At 54.4% G+C, this 19,360-nt stretch carries 16 protein-coding genes; 13 read left to right on the forward strand and 3 right to left on the reverse strand.

What is annotated here, in order from left to right; all coding sequences use genetic code 11:
• Window positions 1–126 precede the first annotated feature (126 nt).
• Together J0A68_RS00085 and J0A68_RS00090 are read left to right on the forward strand one after the other, a co-directional pair.
• Window positions 127–1,131 (forward strand): 4-hydroxyproline epimerase, encoded by a 1,005-nt coding sequence (locus J0A68_RS00085; protein ID WP_206576143.1) that lies wholly within the window; start codon window positions 127–129, stop codon window positions 1,129–1,131.
• 85 nt (window positions 1,132–1,216) lie between these two features.
• Window positions 1,217–2,464, forward strand: a complete 1,248-nt coding sequence (locus tag J0A68_RS00090; RefSeq protein ID WP_206576144.1) for an NAD(P)/FAD-dependent oxidoreductase — start codon at window positions 1,217–1,219, stop codon at window positions 2,462–2,464.
• Window positions 2,465–2,910: 446 nt separating this feature from the next.
• On the opposite strand, the gene J0A68_RS00095 is transcribed toward J0A68_RS00090, so the two are convergent.
• The gene (locus J0A68_RS00095; RefSeq protein ID WP_206576145.1) at window positions 2,911–4,119 is read right to left on the reverse strand and encodes a polysaccharide pyruvyl transferase family protein; all 1,209 of its coding nucleotides are present in this window, start codon (window positions 4,117–4,119) and stop codon (window positions 2,911–2,913) included.
• Window positions 4,120–4,326: 207 nt separating this feature from the next.
• On the opposite strand from J0A68_RS00095, the gene J0A68_RS00100 reads away from it, so the two are divergent.
• The 9 genes from J0A68_RS00100 to J0A68_RS00140 all read left to right on the forward strand — a co-directional run bounded on the left by J0A68_RS00100 (window position 4,327) and on the right by J0A68_RS00140 (window position 14,975).
• Window positions 4,327–5,871 (forward strand): lipopolysaccharide biosynthesis protein, encoded by a 1,545-nt coding sequence (locus J0A68_RS00100; RefSeq protein ID WP_206576146.1) that lies wholly within the window; start codon window positions 4,327–4,329, stop codon window positions 5,869–5,871.
• A gap of 7 nt (window positions 5,872–5,878) precedes the next feature.
• A complete protein-coding gene (locus J0A68_RS00105; RefSeq protein ID WP_206576147.1) occupies window positions 5,879–6,811 on the forward strand; it encodes a glycosyltransferase family 2 protein in 933 nt (310 codons plus the stop codon).
• Entirely contained in the window at window positions 6,808–7,887 is a 1,080-nt protein-coding gene (locus J0A68_RS00110; protein WP_206576148.1) for a glycosyltransferase, read from the forward strand. Before J0A68_RS00105 ends, J0A68_RS00110 begins: the two co-directional genes overlap by 4 nt.
• Window positions 7,888–7,896: 9 nt before the next feature.
• Window positions 7,897–9,102, forward strand: a complete 1,206-nt coding sequence (locus J0A68_RS00115) for a glycosyltransferase family 4 protein (RefSeq protein WP_206576149.1) — start codon at window positions 7,897–7,899, stop codon at window positions 9,100–9,102.
• Between the two features lie 11 nt (window positions 9,103–9,113).
• Window positions 9,114–10,358, forward strand: coding sequence for an O-antigen ligase family protein (locus tag J0A68_RS00120; RefSeq protein ID WP_206576150.1), 1,245 nt, complete (start codon window positions 9,114–9,116; stop codon window positions 10,356–10,358).
• Complete coding sequence (locus J0A68_RS00125; protein WP_206576151.1) at window positions 10,355–11,341, forward strand: glycosyltransferase family 4 protein; 987 nt, start codon at window positions 10,355–10,357, stop codon at window positions 11,339–11,341. Before J0A68_RS00120 ends, J0A68_RS00125 begins: the two co-directional genes overlap by 4 nt.
• Before the next feature lie 12 nt (window positions 11,342–11,353).
• Window positions 11,354–13,045: a right-handed parallel beta-helix repeat-containing protein gene (locus J0A68_RS00130; protein WP_206576152.1), complete on the forward strand. Its 1,692-nt coding sequence runs from the start codon at window positions 11,354–11,356 to the stop codon at window positions 13,043–13,045.
• 10 nt (window positions 13,046–13,055) lie between these two features.
• On the forward strand, window positions 13,056–14,006 hold the full coding sequence (locus J0A68_RS00135; RefSeq protein WP_206576153.1) for a glycosyltransferase family 2 protein: 951 nt from the start codon (window positions 13,056–13,058) through the stop codon (window positions 14,004–14,006).
• Window positions 14,007–14,261: 255 nt separating this feature from the next.
• On the forward strand, window positions 14,262–14,975 hold the full coding sequence (locus tag J0A68_RS00140; protein ID WP_206576154.1) for a sugar transferase: 714 nt from the start codon (window positions 14,262–14,264) through the stop codon (window positions 14,973–14,975).
• 108 nt (window positions 14,976–15,083) lie between these two features.
• Here J0A68_RS00140 and J0A68_RS00145 read toward each other — a convergent pair whose 3' ends face one another.
• On the reverse strand, window positions 15,084–15,614 hold the full coding sequence (locus J0A68_RS00145) for a DinB family protein (RefSeq protein ID WP_206576155.1): 531 nt from the start codon (window positions 15,612–15,614) through the stop codon (window positions 15,084–15,086).
• Between the two features lie 76 nt (window positions 15,615–15,690).
• Here J0A68_RS00145 and gldD point away from each other — a divergent pair, with 76 nt between their 5' ends.
• Window positions 15,691–16,269, forward strand: a complete 579-nt coding sequence (gene gldD / locus J0A68_RS00150; RefSeq protein ID WP_206576156.1) for a gliding motility lipoprotein GldD — start codon at window positions 15,691–15,693, stop codon at window positions 16,267–16,269.
• Window positions 16,270–16,346: 77 nt separating this feature from the next.
• Here gldD and J0A68_RS00155 read toward each other — a convergent pair whose 3' ends face one another.
• On the reverse strand, window positions 16,347–18,122 hold the full coding sequence (locus tag J0A68_RS00155) for a sodium:solute symporter family protein (protein WP_206576157.1): 1,776 nt from the start codon (window positions 18,120–18,122) through the stop codon (window positions 16,347–16,349).
• A gap of 167 nt (window positions 18,123–18,289) precedes the next feature.
• On the opposite strand from J0A68_RS00155, the gene J0A68_RS00160 reads away from it, so the two are divergent.
• On the forward strand, window positions 18,290–19,360 hold the full coding sequence (locus tag J0A68_RS00160) for a phosphotransferase enzyme family protein (RefSeq protein WP_206576158.1): 1,071 nt from the start codon (window positions 18,290–18,292) through the stop codon (window positions 19,358–19,360).

Genomic DNA, 19,360 nt, shown 5'->3' on the forward strand with positions numbered 1-19,360 from the left:
CGAAATACCAATAATTTCAAAACAAAACGCAGTCCGTCATTGGTAGCGGAGTCGAAGGGTTCTCGACTCCGCTCGGACTGACACAATTTTACAATCTTGCAATTTTAGAATTTTCCAATCCTAACGATGTCTTCCCGCCACACCTTTAGCTGCATCGACGCCCACACCTGCGGCAACCCTGTTCGGGTCGTTTCCGGCGGCGTCCCCTTTCTGAAGGGCGAAAACATGCTGGAAAAGCGCCAGTATTTCCTCGAAAACCTGGACTGGATCCGCACTGGGCTCATGTTTGAGCCGCGGGGTCACGACATGATGTCGGGCTCCATGCTTTTCCCCCCACACGATCCGGCAAATGACTTCGCCGTCCTCTTCATCGAGACTTCCGGCTGCCTGCCCATGTGCGGGCATGGCACCATCGGCACCATCACCATCGCCATCGAGGAAGGCCTGATCCATCCCAAAACGCCGGGCTTTCTGCGAATGGAAGCTCCCGCCGGACTCGTGTTGATCGAGTACAAACAGGAGGGCAAAAAGGTCAAATCGGTGAAACTCACCAACGTCAAGAGTTTCTTGGCAGCTGAAAACCTCGAGATCGAAATCGAGACCCTCGGCAAGCTGACCGTAGATGTGGCCTATGGCGGCAACTTCTATTGCATCGTCGATCCACAGGAGAATTTTCCCGGCATAGAGCACTTCAAGGCTGAGCAGCTCATCGCCATGGCCCGGGACCTTCGCCAAAAGATGAACGAGCGCTATGATTTCGTCCATCCCGAGCATGACAAGATCCGCGGCCTTTCCCACGTACTCTGGACGGGAAAAACGCTTGACCCAACGAGTACAGCCCGAAACGCCGTCTTCTATGGAGACAAAGCCATCGACCGCTCACCCTGCGGCACCGGCACCTCAGCCCGGATGGCGCAATGGTTTGCCAAAGGCTGGCTGAAGCCCGGGGATGAATTCGTCCACGAGAGCTTCATCGGGTCCAAGTTCATCGGCCGCATCGAGGAAGTGTGCGAGATCGCTGGCAAGCCCGCCATCGTCCCGAGCATAGAAGGCTGGGCCAAAGTGTACGGATACAATACCATCATCCTGGACGACGACGACCCGTACGTGCATGGATTTCAAGTGATTTAAAAGACGCAAGACATTAGACACAAGTATCAAGACTTCCGCACCCCTTGGGTCTAGCGTCTTGCTACTAGCTACTTGATACTTATTCATGAAACCAACCCTCATCATCGGCGGCGGTATCGTCGGATTGTTTTCGGCTTACTTCCTCAGCAAGGAAGGCATCGAGGTCACGGTCATCGACCGCAGCGACCTGAGCGAAAACTGCTCCACCGGCAATGCCGGCATGATCGTCCCCAGCCACATCATCCCACTGGCGGCACCGGGCATGATCAGCAAGGGCATCTCCTGGATGTTTTCGTCCAAGAGCCCCTTCTACATCCATCCCCGCTTGGACATAAAGTTGGCGAGATGGTGCATGCTGTTCTTCAAGGCCGCCAACGAAAGCCAAGTCAAGCGTGCCATCCCCTATCTCAAAAACCTCAGCCTGCTCAGCAAGGCCCTTTACTTGGACTTTAAGGCCGAGCATCCAGGGGCGGCCTTGGCACTGCAGGAGAAAGGCCTGATGATGGCCTACCAGACCGAGGCGATGGAAAAGGAAGAGGTGGAGTTTGCGCATTTGGCCAAAAAGCACGGCTTGGAAGCCGAAATCCTGAGTGCCGCTGACCTCAAAACCGTCGAGCCCAACCTGGAGCTGAGAGCCCGCGGGGCGGTGCTGTTTCCCGGGGATGCGCATTTGGATCCGGGAGCTTTGTATGGCTTTTTGAAAAAATACCTGACGGAAAAAGGCGTGAACTTCCTATCCAACACCGAAGTGAAAGGCTTCGAAAAGTCCGGAACCAAGGTCAGCGCCGTCCTCACGGACAAAGGAAAAGTCGAAGCCGAGAAAGTCCTGATCTGCACCGGCTCCTGGTCGGCAGAGCTCGCGCAAATGCTGGGCTTCTCCCTGCCCATGATGGGAGGAAAAGGCTATTCATTCCTTCAAGAAAACAAACCGGAAATCAAGCAAGCCACCATCCTTACTGAACAAAAAGTGGCCGTCAGCCCCTACGGACAGACGATCCGATTTGGCGGGACGATGGAAATCGCCGGGACGGACCAGTCCGTCAACAAAAACCGCGTGAAAGGAATCTTCGAGGCGATCAACCGCTACTACCCAGAGTTTCAGGCCAAGTTTCCCGAGGAAAACAAAATCTGGAAGGGACTCCGCCCCTGCTCTCCGGACGGTCTGCCCTACATCGGCTTCGCACCGGGCTATGGCAATGTACTGGTGGGAAGCGGGCACTCCATGATGGGGGTTTCCTTGGCACCTGCCACGGGAAAACTCCTCGCCGAGCTACACCAACAAAAAGACACTTCCCTAGAGCTAGCCGGCTTTGAAGTGGGACGATATGCTTGACTTTGCATACCTCCCTACCATCTTTCAAGTGGTTTTATTCGCCGACCCCTTTGGGCCTGTCTAATCGAAAAGGTCGGAAGACCGAAGACCGAAGTATCGGCAATCTTAGAGTTTGTCATTCATAGGAACAAAAGCAGATATTCATAAAAGTTAAACTAGGTAGGTCAACTAAACGAAAGACAGCGGGATGTCCCGCTGTTTTTTTATTCAGCTAAATCTGTAGTATTATGACTATCCGCTTTTATGCCAGTAGGCAGCCGCTACAATCCAAAAGAACCTAAAATTGGGGCTTTGCCCTACTTCGGTCTTCGGTCATCGGTCTTCCGACCCGATTGAAGAAGCAAATTCGCTTAATGGCAAGATTGCGGATAATTATGATTCACTTTTTCAGGGTGAAAAAAGTGATTTGATTCACGAAAATCTTACGAAAAAAGTGAATTGCCTTTTTAGTGATTCACCAAGACCCGTGAATTCATCACCTCCACCATCAGGTCGAAGGCCATGCGGATCTCCGCAAACTGCAAGTCCCTCGACGCTTCGAGCTCTGCTTTGCCCACTTTGGTAGCGCTGCTAAATCTGCCAAACAACTCCGAAAACTCAACCGCGTCCCTATTGCCGTCCACGCCCCAGGTAGCAAGGTAAGCGCTCAGCTTTTCTACCTTGAGCCCGACGTGCGGCACCGCATAGCTCATCGCCGTGATCGCCCCGTGTAGACTGGTGCCGATATAGCACTTCGCGTTGGCGATGAGATACATGATGTCCCAGATCGTGTCGGCATCAAAATAGACGAAGGGAGACTGCAGCAGCTTGCCCAGCCCGTGCAGTGCCTCGTGGTCGTCGTGGTCCAGCGCTTTCCCGATAGGACAAAGGCACAATTCGGTCTTGCCCTCGCCATAGACCAAATCGAGCTGGCTGGCGATGGTCTTCTCGTGACCCCTGGTCGTTTTTTTGTTGATCTGGACAAAAGCGTAGTCCCCGCTGTGGGCCTCCACATAGGCCCGCACAGAAGTGCTGGCGCGGTTTTTCAAATGCTCCAGTGGAAAAAAGTCCGACATCAGAATCGCCGAGTCGGGAAACAGATGGGCTTTGAGGCCCGCCTGCTGGATGTTTTGAAGTGTGAGCCTATCCCTAACTGCAAAGTAATCCGCCTGCCTCAGTTTTGGCTTCAGCTCGGGGAACTTGGAAAACGTGGACTCATTCAGGCCCGACCCTCCCAGGGAGTTGAGGAGGATGGAGCGTATGCCCGGAAACTCGGCTTTGTCCAAAAGAAAAGGAAGCGTGGTCCTTCCCCGCAGGAGCAGCTTCGTGGCCGCATTCAGATCAAACAGCCTATTGATCCTCTTATGGCGCTTATTGACCCTCTGGAAAAGCGGACTCAAGGCCGCGTAGAGGGAATTCCAGGTCACGCCCAGGGCCTCGCCTCCGGCAATGATCACATGCACCGGATGATTGGCATCCGAACAAGCCCGGTAAAACTCCTGGATGTCTTCCGTGGGTGGTCCGCCTTGCGCACTCAGATCGCTTTTGACGAGCCCAAAAAAGCGGAACCTGAAATCAAGTCCATAGGTCTCGAGCTGCTTTTCGAGGATGATGGGAAAAAGAAGATCCCCGTAGTTGTATCTGTCAAAGGCTCCGATGATGAGTACGTCTTGCATAGCATTTTCCGTTTAGCCCGCAGCAGCTTTGTCATTGCCGCGGGATTCATTGGGAAAAGATCCTTAAATTCCTTGCCAAGCCTGAAACCCGTTTGTCTTTTTCCGGGATTCCAAAATGAATGGCCCTATCTCAAGCCGGAAAACGGCCGAGGTTTTGGCCGGGTTTTGGAAAGGCGGGCTGTAGCTAGTTGACCAAAACCTTTTGAATTGAAACGCCCATCCCCTACAGCAAAACGCATTTTTTCCGGCTCGGCATGGGGCATCTTCGCCAAGATATTGGACGCAGGAGCCAAGTTTGTCACCATTCCCCTGCTCGTAGGATTCTACGGCAAGGGTGACTATGGGTTGATCGCACTCGCCTTTTCCCTCAACGCATACCTGCGCCTGATGGATCTGGGAATGAATGTGGGCTCGGTGAAGTTTCTCTCCCAGTGGGAAGCCAAGGGAGACTGGGATTCCATCAGCAAGGCCTCCCGATCCGGCGTGATCTTCTACGGCCTCATCGGCTTGGTCAACGCCGCGGTATTTCTCTTTATGGCCTTCAATGGCTCGTACTTTTTCAAGCTTTCCCCCGAGCAGATCCCCACCTACCGGACGATGATGATCATCCTGTCCTTCAGCACCATACCCAACTGGCTTTCCAACGTGGTCGTGCAGCTATTGAGTGCCAAAGACGAGCTCGCCCATGTCAACCGCTCCTTCCTGGCCAGTAGCCTCGTGAACTTTGGCGTGGCGCTGGCCGCGATCTATTTCGAGTGGTCTCTGCCGGTGTATTTTCTGGGCTACACCCTCGCAACCCTGCTTCCTGTCCCGCTCAACATCCTCAGGCTCCGGACTTTCCCCATCCGAGTCTCCCACCTCTTGCTGCCCAAATGGGACGCCGCCATCTTCAAGGAGATCATCGGCTACAGTGCGGCGATTTTCCTCATGGGGATCTTCCAGCTCACAGCCAACGAACTCAGACCCATCCTCTTGGCGAGATACGCCTCCAGCATCGACGTGCTGACGGACTACCGGGTGATCCAGACGATAGCGATGCTGGTGATTTCCTTTGGCAGCATATTCCTACAGGTGCTTTTGCCCTCCGCATCGAAGATCTACGGGGAGGGAAACCAGGAAAAGATTGAGCGCATGGTGCTGGAGGCGACCCGCTACATCTCGCTTTTTCTCTGCTTTGTCGTGTTCATACTCATCCTCAATTCCAGCGACTTGCTCGGTCTCTACATGGGTCCAGACTACCTCTATCTGGCCCCCTGGCTCAATCTCTGGCTGCTCACCGTCCTGCTCAACATGCACAATACCCCCGTGGCAAGCCTGGTGCTTTCCTCCGGAAAAACAAAGGCCCTGATCTATTCATCGGCCATCTCCTGCCTGGTATCGCTGCCCATCACAGTGATGCTTGCACCCACCGTGAACGTCGGCGCTGCGGTCTTGGGCTATCTGGTGTACATGGCCATTCAGATCGGCTTTTTCTACGCCTATTATATCCCCAAAGTCCTGAACCTGCACAGCTGGAAAATCCTGACTACCTCCTTTTTCCCTGCTTTGTCAGCGGGGCTGCTCGCCTTTGGAGGAGCCTACGCACTGCAATATTGGCTTGGATTTGGAGATTCGCCTTGGCTGAGCATGACCCTCCAATCGGCCGTGTTTTCCCTGATTTTCCTGTTTTGCCTGCTCCTGTGGGTGATCCGACGGGAAGAAAAACTCCTGCTCAGTTCCTATCTGAAGCGACTTGTCCAACGATACAGCTAAGGCGATCATGGTAAAATTTTCGATCTGCATCCCCGCTTACAAAAGCGCTTTTCTCCGAGAGTGCATCCAAAGCATACTCGACCAATCACTCGGGGATTTTGAATTGATCATCCTCAACGACTGCTCTCCCCAGCCGGTACGCGAGATCGTGGAGCAATTCACCGATCCCCGCATCCGCTATTTTTCCAATGAAAAAAATGTGGGTGCCTACCACTTGGTGGACAATTGGAACAAGTGCCTGTCCCTGGGAAATGGGGAATTTTTCCTCATAATGGGGGACGACGACCGCTTACACCCCGACTACCTTAGCGAGTTTTCCACACTGATGGAAAAATTTCCCGGGCTGAACGTCTATCACTGCCGCAGCAAAATCATCGACGATGAAGGCCACACCCTCCGACTCACTCCGGCACTTCCGGCCTTTGAGCATGCCTTCGACTCCATCTGGCAGCGCCTCGAGCAGCTTCGCTCCAACTATATCTCGGACTACGTGTACCGCACGGAGGCACTTCGGGTTCAGGGCGGCTTCTATGATTTGCCGCTGGCCTGGGGGTCTGACGACATCACGGCCTTCATCGCCTCCGCCGAGTTGGGTATCGCGCATACGAACCGTCCAGTCTTCGAATACCGCAGCAACGCGCAGTCGATCACCTCCACCGGAAGCGACCTGGTGAAGATGGAAGCCAATCTGGACTATGCGGACTGGCTGCGGCAATTTCTAAAACGCCAAGCAGCCGACGAGACGGACAGCGTCGCCCGGGACTTTCTGCTTACCCACTTTGATCGGCTGATGGCCAAAAGAAAGGCCTACACCCTTCTTCTTTCGCTAGGCAGCAGTCGCTGGGAAAAGGCCTCCAAGTGGTGGCAAAAACGCAGGGAGTACGGACTTTCCAGCCGGGACATTGCTGTCGCATTTCTTAAAAGCATCCTCAAACCATGAATCCGGTACAGCAGGCGATCCCCATTATTTTCAACCCTTCCGAAAACCGGGAAAACCAATACATCCGCATCCTAGTGGAGGGAATCGAGCAAAAAGGCTTTGCCGTCAATTCTTTGGACGATTTTCTGAAGAGCTCGGCGCACTTCCGATCCATACGGCTAGTCCATCTCAACTGGTTTGAAAACCTGGACGAAAGCTCAGCGGCTGCAATGTGGAAGAGCTTTTTCCGAAAAGTCTCCGCTATCCTGCTCATCAAGGGATCAGGCAAAAAGCTGGTCTGGACCATGCACAACCGGCTTTCCCACGAAAAAGGCTCCGGAAAGCTAAGCGGAATCTTGATCAAGCTCCTGTTGAAAAGTGTCGACGCTGTGGTCATCCACTGCGGGGAAACGGAAACCATCCTCAAGGAAATCCACCCTAGGTTTGCGGGAAAGATCCTGAAGGTACCCCATCCGCACTTTATTGGAGCTTATGGTCAGGAAAAAGAAACTACCTCCAGCGGGCCAGCTCCGCTGCGCCTGTTGTTTTTGGGTGCGGTGAAGCCCTACAAAAACCTGGAGCTCCTGATCCGGCTGTGCCGGGAACTGGGCGCTGCGGTAGAGCTGACCATCGCCGGCAAAGCTGCATCCGATGCCTACGAAGCCAGTCTCCGTCACCTCTCAGCTGGTGCTGAATCCATAAAGCTTCGCTTGGGCTTTGTAGAGGACAAGCAAATCCCCGAGCTGATCGGCGCCTCGGACCTTTTGGTACTTCCCTATGACCTGCGAAGCAGCCTCAACTCGGGAACGGCCCTCTTGGCTTTTTCCTACGGCCGCACGGTCATTTGTCCCAGAATTGGCACCATTGATGAATTGGGAGTGCAGCAAGGGGAAGTTTTCACCTACACCTATGCTTCCGAATCTGAGCACGAGGCCAAGCTCCGCGAGGCGATTGCCCAGGCCTGCGAGGCAAAGCAAGCGGAATCCCAATCGCTGCTGCAAAGGGGCAAGGCGATGAAGGAATTCGTAAAAAGGGAAAACGACCCAAGTATCGCAGCAGCGGGCCTGGATAGGCTGTACCGTGAACTTTTGTCTTGATCTAGCGACATGAAAATTCTTTACATCAACTCCCTGTATCCGCCGCTGGTCAAGGGCGGCGCAGAGCTTTCCCTCCAGCTGATCGTGGAGGGGATGCAGAGCTTGGGCCATGAGGTGGTCGTGGCGAGCCTGCATCCTGAGCAGACCCTGATCACGGATCGGGTCAATCGAGTACGAGTGATCCGCGTCCCACTGAAAAACGCCTATTGGCCCTATCGCGACGTCAAGACCTCTGCGCTGTCCAGGTTGTCCTGGCACATCCGTGACCGCCGGAATGCGGCCATGGGGAAAGTCCTAGGGCAAATAATCAAAAAAGAACGTCCAGACCTCGTATCCTGTCACAATCTCGCCGGCTGGTCCGTCGCTGCCTGGGATGAGGCCGAGGCGGCAGGCATTCCCATTGTCCAGGTGCTCCATGACTTCTACCTGCTCTGCCCCAACAGCAACATGAACCGGGGCGGAACACCCTGCGAAAAGCAGTGTCTGAGTTGCCAAGTCCTCCGAAGCGGCCATGCCCATGCGTCCGCCAAGCTGAGCGCGGTGGTAGGCATCAGCCAAAGTATCCTGAGCCGCTTTGGTTCTTATGGCTATTTTCCCAAGGCAAAAAAACAAGTCATCTACAACATACGCAGCGTATCCGCAGCCCAAGCGCCAAAGCTGCGAGAGCCCGGACAAAAACTGACAGTCGGATATCTGGGAACGATCTCCAGAGTCAAAGGCGTGGAGTGGCTTATCCGCCAGTTTCAGGAATTGGAGATCCCGGCTAGTCTAAAAATCGCCGGAAAAGGCCACGAACACACCGTCTCGACGCTGCGTGGCCTCGCCAAAAAAGGGGACGTGGAGTTTGTCGGCTATGTGCAGCCGCAGCAGTTCCTCTCGCAACTAGACGTGCTGGTGGTGCCAAGCCTGTGGGAAGAGCCGCTGGGAATGGTGGCGATCGAAGCCCTGGCCGGGGCCGTGCCCGTCGTCACTTCCGGCAAAGGCGGGCTGAGCGAGAGCGTCCAGCATGAGCTCAATGGCTTGATCTGCCCGCCGGAACAGCCGGAGTCTTTGGGCCAATCCCTGCGCCGCCTGTATGAGGATACTGAACTTTATAATCGCCTGAGTGCCGCGGCGCCCGCCTCCGTAGCGCACTTTCTGGATAAAAACCGCTTGATCTCCGAGTACGACCAAATCTACCGCAGCGTCAGCCTATCCACCAGTCCCACGGTATGAGTCCCCATCCGATGCCAGAAGAAACGACGGAAACCAAGCACGCGCTTAAGTCTGCGACACTGGGCGAATGCCTCTTCCTGCTTTCGCTGCTTTCCATTTTTCTGCCATGGAAAGTGTATCCTGCCGTATTTCTGGCCTCCTCTCTCTTCTTTCTCTACGAAGCCAGGCCCCTCCGTCCTACTTCCTGGATGCTCGCCCTTTCGGTCTATATAGCCTATGGGCTGGCTGTCTTTGGCCTCACTTATACCGGCCAGTCTCTAGAGCTGTCCAATGCCGCCAAGCTGGCGATCAATCCCTTTTTCCTGATCTGCTCCGTCCACTGGCTGAGCTTGCGGGACAACGCCCGTTTGGCCTATTTTCTGGACTGGACATTGGGCGCTTTGCTCTTGCTGAGCCTAGTGCAGCTGCTGGTGTACCACGCCTCATTCGACTTTCGCCTGGCCCTTGGCTCCGACAGCTCTGGCCAAGCCAGCTCGCTCTATCGGCCTTCGCTCTACTTCTGGGGCTTGGATGACAAAAACATGTTTGGAGCCCGGATCGCCCTGTTGGGCTTTGTGTTCATCTTCATCCCGGTGCTGAGAGCGAAAAAGCTCAGCATCGCCCGAACGCTTTTTGTCTTTTTGGTCGCTTTTCTCAGCCTTTCCAGGACGCCGATGGTGGCACTTCTCTTTGGGGTTTCCGCACTGGGCTGGTTGGTTTTGGAGCGAAAGTGGAGAATCGTCCTGCTGCTGGCCCTAGCGGTATCGCTTCCTGTGTTCCTCACCCAAGTCATACGCATCGAGTCCATCACCTCTTCCAACGACGGCATGGGCATCCGACTGGTCTATTGGACGGCTTTCTTCAGCCATTTTTCAGACCTCTCGGTTTGGGGCGGGGGATTTTTGGAAGCGGAAAGGTTTCTTGGCGAAAACGCCAAATTCTACCGCGGTGAGCCCCACATCCACAACACCTTCATGACGACCTATGTAGAGTTTGGCTTGATCGGCTTCCTGGCTTTCCTCGCGTTTCTCGGCTTGTTTTTCCGTCACTGCTGCCGTTTTCGCAAGGAACCCTCCAAGGGTTTTGAATCCTTGGAGGGTTTGCATCTTCGCCCGCATTGGTCACTTTGGCTGCTGCTTTTTCTCCCCATCGTCTCCATCATGATGATCCTGTACTCGGGCTACGACAACGACATCATGGTCTACCTTTCCCTAGTCTGGCTGGTCGGTACCCAGCGGGAAATCGCCTTTCACCAAACCAAAATCAAGGTGCTATGAAAAGAAAAGTGTTGTTTGACGCCAGCTGGGATGGGGAGACCGGAATCGGGAGGCTCTATCGGGAAATCATGGCCCGAAAGCCGGACGCTGTGGACGCGCTTCCCCTGCGGGTGGAAAAGAATCCCTCAGGCTTCCTGGCTCCGTTTCATCTCGCCAGGCAAATCCAGGCAAGCGAGGCAGAGGTGTTCTACAGCCCCACCTTCATCCCTCCGCTTTTTTCACGAATGCCTTTTGTGTTTACAATCCATGACCTCATGCACCTGTTTTACTACACCCGTCTGCACCGGGAGTACTATCGCTGGGTGATCGGGCCGCTGGCCAAAAAGGCCAAAAAAATCATCACCGTGTCCCAGTACAGCAAGTCTCTCTTGGTGGAAAAGCTGGAAATCCCGGCCGATTTGATCCGTGTGATCTACAATGGGGTCGGCGAAAACTTCTTTGAAAACGAGCGGGAGTACGCGCTTGACCGCCCGTACTTTCTCTACGTGGGCAATCGCCGCAACTACAAAAACCTCCCGGCGATGCTTGAGGCTTTTTCCCTCGCGGATATCCCCCGAGACTTTGTTTTCGCGCTTTCCGGACATCCAGATCCCGAGATCGAGCGCCAGATCCGGGCGTTCGGGATTGAGGGAAGGGTAAGGTTTTTGGGAATGATCCCAGAGGAGGACCTCCCCTCGGTGTACAAGGGAGCCCATGCCACCCTCTTTGTCTCCAAGATGGAAGGTTTCGGGCTGCCGGTCTTGGAGTCCATGGCTTCGGGCACGCCGGTCTTGACCTCTTCCAGCTCTTCCCTGCCGGAAATCGCCGGTGGAGCGGCTATCTGTGTGGACCCCGAAAGCCCCAAAGCCATCCAGCATGGCATAGAGCTGCTGGTCAAAGACGAGGAAGCCTACATTTCCTGCGTGGAAAAGGGCCTGCTCAGAGCGAGCGGCTTTTCTTGGGAAAAGACCGCGGCACAAACTTGGGATACCATCCTCGCCTAAAAACTGATTTGCATGCATCTGCTTATTTCCATACTTCTTTTGCTATCGGCTTTCTTCCAAGAAAATACTGAGATCAAGCCAAGCGAACCTGGCACTAGAGTTCTGGTGACTGATTTTGGAGCGGTCGGAGACGGAGAGCGCGACAATACCTCGGCGATCCAGCGGGCGCTCGACGAGGCGGCACCGGGTGACACTGTTTACATTCCTGAGGGCACTTTCCCCGTTCGCACCTTACAGCTGAGATCTGGAGTCCACTTGGTGTCCGAGGGCCTCTTGACGCACCATTCCCAAGCTAAGGCGGGGGACTATTCTATCGAAAAACAAAATTCCCCCAATCCCCTGCTCAAGGGAACTGGCATCACCGACGTGTATATTTCCGTCCGCGCCAGATCCAAAAACGAGGCAATCTACCTTGACCGCTGCAAGCAAATCCGCATCGTAAACTCCGACCTCGGCGGAGACTCGACCAAGCTGCGGGCCTACCCTGGCATTTTGGCCTTCCAGTGCAGCGGACTGGAAGTGCTTTCTTCCAAAATCCACCACTTCGGTAGCGAGCGGCAAGAGACCCACTCCTACCAGCCGGGCACGGGCATTCGCGTGCTCTCCAGCAACACCATCTCCATCCGCGACTCTGAAATCTACGAAAACGGCGAAAACGGCGTGTTTCTACACGGCTGCCGCAAAGCCGAAGTCCTGAACAACACCATCCACCACAACGGCATGTCGGGCATACAGGTGGCCTTTGGGAACAGCGGGAAGGAAAGCGACTACATCTTCACAGGAAACGTCCTGGACAAAAACGCCGCGGACGGCATCGACATCAACAACCGCTCTCCCGAAAAGGCCAAGGACATCTCCACCACCATCGCCTACAACCTGAGCTGTGGCAACGGCTTTGTCCAGGGCCAATCGACGCCGGACGGATCGGGCTTTGGCACGCTCATCAACGTGTCCAACATCCTCCTCTATCGCAACCAAGCCATCTCCAACAACCGGCCCGCGCTCTACATTGAGGACTGCGGAACCATTCTTTCGAAGGAAAACCATGCGGACAACCAAGTCGAGATCACCCTGGGACTGGACGAACTCCTCATCGAGTCCAGCCAGTATAGCAGCATCAACCTCATGGCCAACACCAAGGCTCGGCACATCCTCATCCGGGACAGCCATATCGGCTCCCTTTCCCTCCCCAATGGCATCCAAGTCGAGCAGTTTGAGGTCTTGTCCAACACCTTTTCCCATGCGCGCTTCAACATCAACATGAAAGGCAATCTGACCTTGGGAAAAAACACGCTGAAAAACAGCAGCAGCTCCAACCTCCTCTTCATCGCCGGAGCGGGCAGCGCCCTCATCGAGGACAACGAACTGGAAAGCACCCAGGCCCCGGCTGTTTTGGTGAAGAAAAGTGCCCAAAACATCCAACTAAAGGGAAACCGCCTCCGCTCCCCCGGCCCCGTGATCCTGGATGAAGGCAGCCCCGGACTCCTGCTCCAGGACAATCGCCTCGAGCTCCTTCCCGGCGACTCGGAGTCGCTCACCTTCAAAAGCAACTATCCCAACGGCATACAGCTACTGGGCAACGAACACCATGGCATCGCCGGGCAGCCTACGCTCGTATTGGTAGGAAAAGGGACTGCCAAGATCAGCGACAAATTGGTCACCGGAACGGCTGACTATGCCGCCGTGGAAGTGGAAAAAGACTAAACGCAAAATCATGAAGGTCAATCTCTATATCCCTACGCTCAACGCCGGCCCCCGCATGGAGGAGGTAGTCAATGGTCTCAAAGCCCAAAGCTATCCCATCCATCGCCTCGTGGTCGTCGACTCCGGCTCTACGGATGGGACGCTGGCCTATTTCCGCGACTTGCCCCACGACCTGATCCGACTCGACAAAAAGGACTTTGACCACGGAGGCACCCGCCATCGGGCCATCGAGGCCTTTCCGGATGCGGATATTTTTGTCTTCCTGACCCAAGATGCCATCCCGGACAATGCGGATGGTTTGGAAAAAATGGTCGCGGCCTTCCAAGCCAATCCAAAACTCGGCATGTGCTACGGCAGACAGCTGCCACACCACGGCGCAAAAGTCCTGGAAGCCCACTCCCGCATCTTCAACTATCCCGCGAAGTCGAGCCTCAGAACCTTCGAGGACAGGCACCGGCTCGGCATCCGCACGATCTCCTGTTCCAATTCCTTTGCGGCCTACCGCAAGGAAGCCTACTTTGACGCGGGGGGATTTCCCTCGGGCACCATCCTCGGTGAGGACGTGCTGATCGCTGGGCAGATGCTGCTCAAGGGCTGGGAGATGGCCTACCTCGCGGAGGCAAAAGTGCGCCATTCCCATGACTACAGCCTGGGCGAGGAGTTTCGGAGGTATTTTGACATCGGGGTCTTTCATCGGGACAATCCCTGGATTTTCGAAAAATTCGGCAAGGCCGGCAAAGAGGGATTCAGCTACCTACGCTCAGAGCTCGCCTACGTGGCCCAGCACCGGCCTGTGCTTTTGCCCAAGACCTTCGCGTCACTTTTTGCAAAATGGATAGGCTACCGACTCGGTCTGATGCACAATTCCCTGCCTCAGTCCGCCAAAATCCCCCTCTCCATGCACCGCGCGCATTGGAGAAAAAAAACCGATTTGGCTCCCGTGGGCAACAAAATACTGTAGCGCTTATATACAATGTGTGGAACATCCAATTTCCAAGAAAGACCGATTTTCCAGGCATTGCCCCATTTAGGAAATTTTTACAACCTCGTGAAAAACCCTTCAAAACAGCCCATAAAGGGCTTTTTTGGTATTTAGCCGTCTGGCAAAGCAAACTGTTTTTCCCAAAAATCAAGAGTCCTCCATCCCATTTCCCCCGCAGTGGTATGCAAATTGAAAATTTGCTGTCACCAACTACCACAATAAACTATTTGAACGATGAGAGCTAACCAACACCAGGAAATTGCCTTCCGAGACTTCGGACGGGAAACTCCACTTCCCACTTTCGTGGCGATGTATCGGGTGTCCACAGACACCGTCCGGGAAGTGATCTTTGAAGGAATCGAACTTACGACGCGGTTTTTCAAGCGAGCCTTTGATATCGCGTTTGCCGGCATCGTGATGCTGCTGGGTCTACCGGTCTTCCTGACCGTGATGCTGATCACCAAGCTGACATCCAAGGGCCCGGTTTTCTACAAGCAGGAACGAATCGGCCGCAGTGGCAACCCTTTCTATATCTACAAGTTTAGAAGCATGATCGTGGAGTCTGAGGTCAACGGTCCCCAAACGACGACCAACGACGACCCGAGGATTACCCCTTGGGGAAAGATCATGAGAAAAACCCACTTGGATGAGCTACCCCAGTTTTGGAACGTGCTGAAAGGCGAGATGTCCATCGTGGGGCCTCGTCCGGAGCGGGCGCACTTTATCCGTCAGATCACCGAGCGGGCTCCGGCCTACTGGAGATTGCTGGCGCTGAAGCCGGGCATCACCTCCGTCGGACAAGTGGGCTATGGCTACGCGGAAAACGTCGACCAAATGGTGGAGCGTATGTCTCTCGACTTGACCTACCTGGAGGATGTCAACCTCTTCAGAGACTTGGAGATCATCTTCAAGACCGTGGGAACGATGATCGGAGGAAAAGGAAAGTAACAACCTGTAAGGCTAGGGCACTTTCGACAGTTCTCGAAAAGCCCAGCTCCAAAAAGCAAAAAGGCCAAACCCCATGGGGTTTGGCCTTTTTGCTGCAATATTCCCTGATCAGAATCCCACAAAGGCAGGAGGCTCGACGCCCTTGGCTCTGAGGTAAGCGATGGCCGATCCCCGATGGTGGGTGCTGTGGTCGATCAGCAGCGCCTCCACCTGACGTCGGGTTACCTTGTTGCCAAAGACCTCGATGGTCTCGGCTGCATCCGCCTCGCTCAGGGCCTTGCTGGTGGCGATGCCATAGTCATAGGCGTCGGCGACGAACTTGGCCAAATCAGCTCTGGAAGCGGTTGCGACATCCAAGGATGGGGCTGTTTCGGATCCCTTGAGAAAACCCTGGGAAATGCCGACGATGGCGGTGCCGATGTGGTGGATCTGCTCCTTGAAGGACATCGCACCCGGGTCGGTCTTGTAGTCCATCTCGGAGTCGGGCATTTTGGCCAAAACGTCCAGCGTAAATTTCTTGCTGTTTTCAAATTTCGCCAAAAACTCATCCTTGCTGGTCTGGGCCTCAACTGCCAGCGAGGAAAGCAAAAAGGCTACTGCAAACATCGCTGCAGCCGCTAGTCTCATAAAATTTTTCATGGGTAAGTGATTTTGGTTCGTAGTTAAAGTTCCGCTATTCCCGATTCAATTCAAATGGAAAACCTAATTTTGATCCATGAAGAAAATGCTGGCTTTGCCGCTCATCCTGATGGGTTTGGCCTCTTGTGAAAACAACTGGCTCCCCAAACCGACCGGCTACAACAAGATCGACCTTCCCCAACACTCCTTTAAAAACCTAGAAGGAGACTACCCCTATCGACTGGACTATTCGGCCTCCAGCCAGGTGGAGCCGGACTCTTTCAACCTCTCCGAAAAGGCCTGGATCAACCTCAACTACCGGGACTTTGGGGCCAAAGTGCACCTCACGTACAAGAAAATCGGAGAAGGCAAGGGAGACTTTGAGACCCTGTCCAGCGATGCCTTCAAGCTCACTGCCAAGCACCAAATCAAAGCCTATGGCATAGAGGAGGGAGTACTGGTCACACCAAACGGCTACACGGCGGTCGTCGCGGAGCTGTCCGGCGAAGTGCCCACCCAGTTTCAGTTTTTTGTGACCGACTCCACCGAGCACTTTCTCCGAGGGGCGCTGTATTTCAACACCGCGATGAAAAACGACTCTTTGGCACCCGTGATCGAATACATCAAGATCGACATGACTCACCTGATGAACTCCGTCGAGTTTTTGGACAAGTAGCAAAACCCATCCAAGCGCCAATGAAAAAGCCTCCAGACCAAAAGATCTGGAGGCTTTCTTTATGTCAATCGGAGGATTTAGCTCAGCTTTTTCCAAGAGCTAAGGATCACCCCACCACCTATCACGGCGACTACGGCGGCGATGATTCCGGCTACCGTATTGCCATAGATGAAGAAGCCCGTGGAGAAGAGCGCGGAATAGATCATCACCGTACCGGTGAGCATCAGTCCTATCTCCTTAGGCAAAGAGCCCTGCTCCTGCTTTTCCGCAGGGTATCTGTCCAAGACGGCCTTCCAGCCCAAGGCAGCGGGTCTCACTTTGCGGTAGAAAGAGAGAAGCACCTCGTCTTTTTCGGGCTTGGTGAGGAAGGTCACCAGCATCCAGCCCACGGTGGTGATGGAAACCGAGTAGATCAGCTTGAGGTAGGCCTGGTTTTCCGGGATCATGATCCAGTTGACTTTGGGATTGATCACTTCGAAGAAAATCGCCACAACAAAGGAAATCGCCATCGCCCAGATCTCGGTGTAGGCGTTGATCCTCCACCAAAACCAGCGAAGGATGAAGATCAGGCCGGTACCGGCGCCGATTTGCAGGAGGATGTTGAAGGCATCCAAAGCCGAGGAAAGCGCCAAAGCCAATACCGCGGACAGCACCATCAGGACGACGGTAGAGATACGTCCCACTGCCACCAGCTGCTTGTCGCTGGCGTCAGGCTTCACAAACCGCAGGTAGAAATCGTTTACCACGTAGCTGGAGCCCCAGTTGAGGTGAGTGGAAAGCGTGGACATCACCGCGGCGATCAGGGAGGCCAGCACGATACCGATCAGACCTGTGGGCAGGTAGGTCAGCATAGCGGGATAGGCCAAGTCATCGCCCAGCTTGTCCACTGGGATGTGCGGAAATGCCACCTGCAGGTCAGAGATATTCGGATAGATCACCAGGGAAGCCAAGGCAATCAGGATCCAAGGCCATGGCCTGAGCGCATAGTGGGCGACGTTGAAGAAGAGGGTCGCTCCGATGGCGTTCTTTTCGTCCTTGGCGGAGAGCATACGCTGTGCGATGTATCCGCCACCGCCTGGCTCAGCACCTGGGTACCAAGTCGCCCACCACTGGATGGCGATAGGCATCAGAAAAAGCGGAATGTACAGGTTGGGATCGCTGAAGTCAGGCAGGAAGTCCAGCTTGGTAGCCACGACCTCATGCGACAAAAGATTGTTGAGCGAGCCGATCTCCGGGAGGTCAAGGATGTAATAGGCCGCCCCAAAGGAGCCGATCATCGCAATGAAAAACTGGAAGAAGTCTGTCAGCAAAACTCCCTTCAATCCACCCAGGGAACTGTACACCACGGTCACCACGGATGCGATCAGGAGGGTCTGGTAGGGAGAAAGTCCCAGCATGACCCCGCCGATCTTGATGGCCGCCAGCGATACGGTCGCCATGATGACCACGTTGAAAAACACCCCCAGATAAATGGCGCGGAAGGCTCTCAAAAAAGCCGCTCCCTTGCCGGAATAGCGCATTTCATAAAACTCCAAGTCAGTCGTCGCCTCGGACCTTCTCCAGAGCTTGGCATAGACGAACACCGTCAGCATCCCGGTCAGCAAAAACGCCCACCAAGCCCAGTTGCCCGCCACGCCGTTTTTCCGGACGATGTCAGTCACCAGGTTTGGCGTGTCGGCGGAGAAGGTGGTCGCTACCATGGAGACGCCGAGCAGCCACCAGGGCATGTTTCGGCCAGAAAGAAAAAACTCCTTGGCTGAGCTTCCCGCGGACTTTGCGGTGAAAAGGCCAATGAGCAGTGATATGATAAAGAAGGCTGCAATAATGCCCCAATCCAAGGCAGTGACATTCATAGAGTCTGAGTTTAAATTGGCGGACAATTAACAAATTTTTTTTCTATCGGATGAAGTCTTCTTTAATTTTTTTGAAAAATAAAGGCGGTTGTGGATCTTTACGCCTCCCTTTGTTTTTGGTAAGTCCTCAGGGAAACAAATTTTCTTTTCTTTCCTATTTTCGCCAGATGATCCCAAGCCTCATCCCTGCTCTGACCAGCAACTATCCGGTTCTTGAAAACCAAGCCATTACCATCAAAGCCCTGGGCGAGGGACTGATACACGAGACCCTCCTGCTCGACAACGGCTCCGAGCAGTGGGTGCTCCAGGGCTTCAACGAGGCGGTGTTTAACTATCCTGACCGCATCGACTACAACCTTGGGCTACTGAGCATCCATGCGGAAACCGAGCCCTTGGCTTTTCTACTCCCCCTTCCAATACCCAACAAAGACGGGAAGGGACTAACCGAGATCGGAGGAAAAAAGTACCGCCTCTTTGATTTCGTCAAAGGCGCCACCCTGCAGCAAATAAACCATCCTCACCAAGCCTACATCGCCGCCCAGGCCTATGGGAAGTTTGCCGCTTGGAGCCATGAGGTCGGCGGGGAAAGGATGCAGGAGACCATCCCCAACTTCCACCGCTTGGACCTACGCTTTGAAAAGCTGGTCGCCGTGTCGGGAGAAAAATCCACGCTCAGCCCCGAAGAGACCGAAATCCTCGACTTCTACCTGAGCCAGCAGCCGCTGGTGGACTGGTACCTGACGCAGATCGACCAGCTGCCTCTGCGCATCACGCACAACGACACCAAGATCAACAACCTGATCTTTGCAGAAGACCTACAAAGTGTACAGGCGCTCATCGACTTGGACACGCTGATGGGGGGCTATCTGATGTATGACTTCGGAGACCTAGTGCGCACGGTTGCCTGTAGCCTACCCGAGACCGCCACGCAGTGGGATGCCATCCACCTAATCCCGGAGCTCTTCCGCGAGCTGCTGACCGGGTATTGGGAGGGGGTGAAAGACATGGCTACTCCAGAGGAAGCCAGGTCACTGATCCTTGGCGGCGAGATCATGACGCTGATCATGGGCTTGCGCTTTTTCACCGACCACTTGCAAGGCAATATCTACTACCGCGTCGCCTATCCCGAGCAGAATTTTCACCGGGCTAAAAACCAGATGATTTTGCTGAAAAACCAGCAGGAAAACCGCGAAACGCTGAAGTCCTTCTGGGAAAAGAGCACCGGAATGAAGCCGTGA

Origin of the sequence: Algoriphagus oliviformis (genome assembly GCF_017254915.1) — a bacterium.
Lineage (GTDB): Bacteria > Bacteroidota > Bacteroidia > Cytophagales > Cyclobacteriaceae > Algoriphagus > Algoriphagus oliviformis.

Excerpts from the sequence above, each read along its gene's own strand:
- gldD (WP_206576156.1), top strand. The coding sequence starts at position 15,691 with ATGAAGAAAATGCTGGCTTTGCCGCTCATCCTGATGGGTTTGGCCTCT.
- J0A68_RS00140 (WP_206576154.1), top strand. The coding sequence starts at position 14,262 with ATGAGAGCTAACCAACACCAGGAAATTGCCTTCCGAGACTTCGGACGG.
- J0A68_RS00155 (WP_206576157.1), bottom strand. The coding sequence starts at position 18,122 with ATGAATGTCACTGCCTTGGATTGGGGCATTATTGCAGCCTTCTTTATC.
- J0A68_RS00135 (WP_206576153.1), top strand. The coding sequence starts at position 13,056 with ATGAAGGTCAATCTCTATATCCCTACGCTCAACGCCGGCCCCCGCATG.
- J0A68_RS00085 (WP_206576143.1), top strand. The coding sequence starts at position 127 with ATGTCTTCCCGCCACACCTTTAGCTGCATCGACGCCCACACCTGCGGC.
- J0A68_RS00095 (WP_206576145.1), bottom strand. The coding sequence starts at position 4,119 with ATGCAAGACGTACTCATCATCGGAGCCTTTGACAGATACAACTACGGG.
- J0A68_RS00105 (WP_206576147.1), top strand. The coding sequence starts at position 5,879 with ATGGTAAAATTTTCGATCTGCATCCCCGCTTACAAAAGCGCTTTTCTC.
- J0A68_RS00130 (WP_206576152.1), top strand. The coding sequence starts at position 11,354 with ATGCATCTGCTTATTTCCATACTTCTTTTGCTATCGGCTTTCTTCCAA.
- J0A68_RS00145 (WP_206576155.1), bottom strand. The coding sequence starts at position 15,614 with ATGAAAAATTTTATGAGACTAGCGGCTGCAGCGATGTTTGCAGTAGCC.
- J0A68_RS00110 (WP_206576148.1), top strand. The coding sequence starts at position 6,808 with ATGAATCCGGTACAGCAGGCGATCCCCATTATTTTCAACCCTTCCGAA.
- J0A68_RS00160 (WP_206576158.1), top strand. The coding sequence starts at position 18,290 with ATGATCCCAAGCCTCATCCCTGCTCTGACCAGCAACTATCCGGTTCTT.
- J0A68_RS00115 (WP_206576149.1), top strand. The coding sequence starts at position 7,897 with ATGAAAATTCTTTACATCAACTCCCTGTATCCGCCGCTGGTCAAGGGC.
- J0A68_RS00120 (WP_206576150.1), top strand. The coding sequence starts at position 9,114 with ATGCCAGAAGAAACGACGGAAACCAAGCACGCGCTTAAGTCTGCGACA.
- J0A68_RS00125 (WP_206576151.1), top strand. The coding sequence starts at position 10,355 with ATGAAAAGAAAAGTGTTGTTTGACGCCAGCTGGGATGGGGAGACCGGA.
- J0A68_RS00090 (WP_206576144.1), top strand. The coding sequence starts at position 1,217 with ATGAAACCAACCCTCATCATCGGCGGCGGTATCGTCGGATTGTTTTCG.